This window comes from Promineifilum sp. (SeqCode) (genome assembly GCF_041918635.1).
Lineage (GTDB): Bacteria > Chloroflexota > Anaerolineae > Promineifilales > Promineifilaceae > Promineifilum.
On the sequence record NZ_JAYRVJ010000282.1, the window covers coordinates 1 to 4075 of the forward strand.

Genomic DNA, 4075 nt, shown 5'->3' on the forward strand with positions numbered 1-4075 from the left:
AGGTTTTCATTCAGGCTGCCCGGGCTGATGCACCACACCTGGCCGGGCGGCAAGGGATCGGAGCCGACGTAGCGATCGCTCTGCAATTCCGGGGTGACGACGAAATGCTCCACGCCGTCCAGCCCCATGTGGTAGCTGAAATGGGTGTTGCGGAACTCGGCGCTACCGATGCGCTTCTGTTGTTCCTTGACGCGCCGGCGTATCTCCATGCCCAGCCGGACAGCCCATTCAATGTCCTCATCGTCAATCGGCATAGCCAGATCCGGATAGAGCAGCTTCAGCAAGCCGTTGACTGTCTTATTGACCGCCCGGGTGTCCCGGCCGCTCAGCGCCGCGCCGTAGGTCACACGCCCCTGTATCTGCTGCAAGCGATTCTCAGCCCGCAGTTCCGACCACGCCTCCGAGAGAAAGTCGCTCACCAGCCCAAAATGGTCGGTAAACAGGGACGCTTCCAGCTTGGGCACGTCCCAGCCCGGCAGGTAAGCGTGGATGCGATCCATAAAGGCGGTGTCGTGGCGCATTTCGGGCGGCAACGGCCCGAACAGGTGACTGATGCGCTGCTGATGTTCGACGTCAACGTCGAAGTTCCCCACCGCGACGATGCTGCCGCTGGCCCGGATGCTCTCCCGGCCGCGGCTAAACTCGCCCGATTCCATGTAGCCCTTCATGATATTGACGCCGTCCTTCTGGTCGAAAGAGACGCCGGAAATCTCGTCGAAGCAGATGACGTCGTATTGGCTGACCAATCCCCGCTGGCCGGTGGCGTTGTTGACGAACATCTTGGCCACTGTGGCCTTGCCGCCGGAGATCAGATGGGAGTAGGGCGAGACCTGTTGATAGAGGTGGGACTTGCCCGTGCCCCGCGGCCCCAGTTCGACCATGTTGTAGTTCCGCTCGACGAAGGGCACGATGCGCAGCAGCAGGATGTCCTGGGCGCGCGGGCTGAGCCGCTCCGGCTCAAAGCCGATGCTGCGCAGCAGCAACTGTTTCCACTGCGCGACGGTGAACGCGGCCCGGCCGCGCATGAGCGTGTCCAGCACGCCGTGTTTGGAGAGCTGGATGGGCCGCAGGGAAGACACGCCAAACGGCCGCCCGTTCCTCTCCTGGGCGATGACGGCGTCATACTCCAGTTGAATCTCGGCGTAGAACCCGCCGGTCAGCAGCCGTTCGTTGGCCGCGACAAGCTCCGCGTCGATGCGCACGTCGGCCAGTTGCAGGCTGGGCAGCGTGGCCAGATAAGAGTCGGTGCGCGAATCGAGGCGAGCCGTGATCAGGTCAATCAGTTTGACGCTCCCCTGCTCGCGGGCGCGCGACTTGAATAGCTCCTGCTCGCCGGAGCGCACCGTCCGCTGCCGCATCTGGCGCTCGACGATCTCCAATCCCTCCACAATCTCGGCTTCATGGATGGTGGCGCAGTAGCGGCCGATCAGAAACTCGCCGACGTAGGTCGGCACCGGATACTGGCCGCGAAAACGATTGGCTAAATCCTTGCGGACGACGTAGCCCTCGAACGCTTCGGCCGCCAGCCGATCGATTGCATCCAGTTCCATATCACTCTCCACCGATAACCGTCAGTCGCTGCGTCTGGATCGCTTCGCCACGGATGACGACGATGAAAGCGGCGCTGCCCTCCAGCGTTTCGTCCGGAACCAGCAGCGAAACCGCCCCCCTGGCGTCGGGCGACTTGGGCATAGCGGCCACCGTTGACCCTCCGTCGCCCGCCTTGAGACGAATGTCCACCAGCAGATCGGGCGCGCCGGCCGACAGGCGCACGCTGCAGCGCAGGCCGAGCCACTTGACTTCCTCGATGTTCACCGGCGCGACGTCGCCTCCATCCCGCCGGACGGTGATGACCGGCGCCACGCACTCCTGGGGGCTTAGGCCGCCGTGCTCATACTCTTTGCCGGCCTCGAAGCAGTGGATGTCCGGGGCGATGGCGATGCGCACCTCTGGATTCCAGTGCCAGGGTACGACCCGGTGCGCCACGGCCGCGCCCTCCTTGACCACAGCGCAGCGCCCCTTGCGCGCCACGGTCAGATGTTGCGGCAACTCCGCCTTGGGCATGCCGTCCGGCAGCAGCAGCCAGCCGTGGTCGGTGACGACGGTGACCTGGCCCCAGCCGTGGCTCAGCAGCGCGGCGATCCGCTCAGACAGGCCGCGCAGCTCGCTCCAGACGTGATGAGCGATCTTCCAGCCGTGGTCGTGGCCATAGCGGTCAATCGCCCCGTACTCCGCCCAGGCCTTGCCGCTCGGTTCGCCCAGCTCTTCTGACTTTAGTATCTGGTAGCCGCGCTCGACGACCAGCTTGCGCAACAGTTCGACGCCCAGCGCCACGCCGCTCTCCTGGCCGACCGGAACCAGCCCGGGCCTGTCGCCGCCGCCCACGGCCGCCGCGGCCGGGGAGATGGCCGGCTTGGCCGTGGCCGTCACCGGCGGCAGCGCGGCCAGTTGCCAACCCGTCTCGCACAAGAACCCTTTGTCCGACAGGTGTTGGGCCAGCTCGCGGCCGACGTCATAGCGCAAGGCGTCGCAGAACAGAATGCACGTCCCTGGCTCGGCGCTGATCGCCTGGCCGGCGGCGTAGTCCAGGCTATCCGCCCGCAGCGCCACTGCCTGAAAGCGTTGGGTGGCCTGTTCCAGCCAGGGCCGGTAGAGGGGGAGGAGGGCGCTCTTGACCGCGGCCACGTCGGCCGCCGTCTCCACCGCCGCCAGCGCCCGCAGCACGGCCGCGTCGGCCTGCCAGCCCCAGGCCACGTAGTTGGCGGCCACCTGCGTGGTGGTCTCGCCGCCGAGTGGGCTGGCCGTCAGGCCGGCCAGGTTGGTCAGATGGACAAGCGCCATGGCCAGAGGCGCTTCACCCAGCTTGGCCCACACCCAGTCGCGCCGCGGGCGGTGTTGCTCCTCCAGCTGCCGGATGGCCGCGCGAGCGTTGCCGGCCGACCCGTGGCGCAGGGCGGCCAGCGCTTCGCGAACCTGTTGCTCGGCCTGTTCATTGGCCGCCGGCCAGATGGGGGATGGCTCGCCGAACAGCGGCAACTGCCGGGGCTGCGCCTGGCGTAACAGATCGGGCAGGCCGGGATAGGCCACCGGGGCCTCCGTGTAGCGCGCCCAGACGGCGGCCCACTCGCCGGAGGCGTGAGGCCACTCGCCGCCGGCGTGGCTCAGCCGTTCGGCCGCGGAGAGGGGGCCGTCTTTCTCCGGTTGCAGGCCATACTTCTGGGCGCTGAGACTACAAAAGGCGGCCCATTCTGGCGGTGACAACTGCCGCCGGTACGCCTCCGGCTGGCTGAGCCAGAGCAGCATCTGGCGCACGGCGTCGGGGTGGAGCAACTCGTCGAAGAACTCGGCGCGCAGCGGCGCTTCCTGCTGCAAGCGGGCCAGCGGTTCGTCGGCCAGCCGGGTCAGGGCGCGGGCCAGCGCCTCGCGGGTGGCGTTGCCGGCCGCGACCGGCGCGCCCAGAGCGTGGAGAAAGCCGGTCACAGACCAATCGCGGCCGTTGGGGTTGATCCACAGGACGCCGCGATACTGCAACTCGGCCAGCGGTTGCAGCGCCGGCGGGCACGATTCGATGGCCCGCAGATCGCGCTTGCCGAAGCCGGGCAGGTAGATGATCGGGATGTCGCCCTCCGGCAGTCGATCTTCGGGCAGGGTGCGGGCGATCAGGCAGCGCAGGTAATAGGCCGGGCCGCTGCGCCGGTCGGGGTCATAGTCGCCCAGGGTCAGCAGGGGCAGCCGCCGGCGGAGTTCCGGCAGCAGCGGTTCCCAGTGGCGCGCTTCGTCGGGCCAGAGGATGGCCGCCGGGGCGACCTGCTCGTTGAGGTTGGTGCGGCCGGCCCGGCCGATGGCGGCCGCCAGGGCGTCCCGCAGGGTCAGGTTGTCGCTCACGCCGCCCTCCGCGCCGCTTCCTTCTCCGCCCGGCTCAGGTGACGGTCGTTCAGCCGCTCGCTGCCGTCGGGGTTCTGGCCGCGGTCTTTGTTCCAGTTGATGGTGAACTTGCCGCGCAGCACGCCGGCCGTCACCCAGGGGCGGATGTTCAGCCGCACGCCGTCGTTCAGGTCGGGCCGCCAGCCGATGG

2 protein-coding genes and 1 pseudogene are annotated in these 4075 nt (G+C 67.9%); all 3 read right to left on the reverse strand.

Annotation, left to right across the window (positions count from 1 at the left end; all coding sequences use genetic code 11):
* Positions 1-1550 (reverse strand): BREX system Lon protease-like protein BrxL (brxL, locus tag ACE3UY_RS09260; protein WP_374687258.1); only part of this gene is annotated, 1550 nt, incomplete at its 3' end.
* A gap of 1 nt (position 1551) precedes the next feature.
* A complete protein-coding gene (pglZ, locus tag ACE3UY_RS09265) occupies positions 1552-3885 on the reverse strand; it encodes a BREX-1 system phosphatase PglZ type B (protein WP_374687259.1) in 2334 nt (777 codons plus the stop codon).
* A pseudogene (locus ACE3UY_RS09270) lies at positions 3882-4075 on the reverse strand (type II restriction endonuclease); the annotation flags it as partial. The pseudogene ACE3UY_RS09270 and the gene pglZ, both read right to left, overlap by 4 nt.